Genomic DNA, 1,192 nt, shown 5'->3' on the forward strand with positions numbered 1-1,192 from the left:
CAGGGCAACCGCATGAGTGTTTAAAATTCGTCCAGCTGCAACCCTGCTAATAGAACCGATTCTAAATATTCAGGTTTCATCCAAGCTCTTTTCTGTTTCGCTGGAATGCTTCCTTTAGAAGGTTCAGCCCTAAGCATATTCAGTGATATTTGCCTAAGCATGGCCCAATTTTCAGCCCCATGATGTTGATAAATCTGGCAACTATCTTCTTTCATTGAGACATCTAGCACCCAGTGTAAGCTGTTCTCAATACCCCAATGACCACGAACTGAATCGGCTAACTGTTGCTCATCGAGTGTGGCTGAACTGATATAGTAACGGTAGCTCAGCTCCGCCTCTTTCCCTTTCGTATGCCGATAACTCAAACACATACCTAATGTGTTCAATTTCATCCACTTAGAGAATTTAGCTTGGAGCTGGCTTGCAGGCATTACATAGTAGGCTCTTGCCTCGATACGGCCTCTATTCTTTTCAATAACGAGTCCATCAAGAGGATTGTTGCGCGCTTCACTGAAAGCACTGACCACGGCCTCATGTAATGAACTTTGATTCGCCTTCACTGCAAGTAAGTAGTCACCTCCTTGCTCGACTATCTGCGTTGCAATCTCTGTCTGGCAACCCATAGCGTCGATTGATACCAGTGCTCCTTCTATATCTAACAACTGGAGCAGTGCTGGGATTGCGGTTATCTCATTGGATTTATTTGCAGTTTTTACTTGCCCCAGCACCACTTTATTGGCACAGGCAAACGCATTGACCATATGAATGGTTGAGCGCCGCTCTTCACGATTGTATGAGGCACGAAGCGTTTTACCATCGATAGCAATAAGATGACCATCACTCATCTCATGAATAGCTCGCATCCAATTGGCGAAGCACAGTCGGAACTGTTCCGGCTCGATACGAGAGATAATACGTGCAATGGTGTCATCGACAGGGACACCTTCGGTCAGAATTCCCTTTTCTTTAAACCAGTTATGATGTCCGACAGCATAGTCATGGATTTCTGACCAGCCTTCGGCCCCAGCAATCACACCACACAGAGTGACGAACAATACATCACGCAATGGGTAAGTTACTTTGGCAGATTGTCGGCTGTCAGCAATCGAGTTGAAATGAGACATGAAGGCTTCAAGGTACATGCTCTGATGCTCTTTATAAGAAAAAGAGAGCATAAGATCATAATCGACAC

The 1,192-nt window shown here is 45.2% G+C and carries 1 protein-coding gene; it reads right to left on the minus strand.

Annotation, left to right across the window (positions count from 1 at the left end):
* Positions 1 to 20 precede the first annotated feature (20 nt).
* Positions 21 to 1,142 carry an ISAs1 family transposase gene (locus FW758_RS24515; RefSeq protein WP_310803718.1) on the minus strand — a complete coding sequence of 374 codons (1,122 nt, stop codon included), beginning with the start codon at positions 1,140 to 1,142 and terminating at the stop codon, positions 21 to 23.
* Positions 1,143 to 1,192: the final 50 nt, after the last annotated feature.

This window comes from Shewanella sp. 1180_01, assembly GCF_052850535.1.

Bases quoted from the DNA above. Each gene is read 5' to 3' on its own strand.
- FW758_RS24515 (WP_310803718.1), bottom strand. From the start codon at position 1,142: ATGTACCTTGAAGCCTTCATGTCTCATTTCAACTCGATTGCTGACAGC.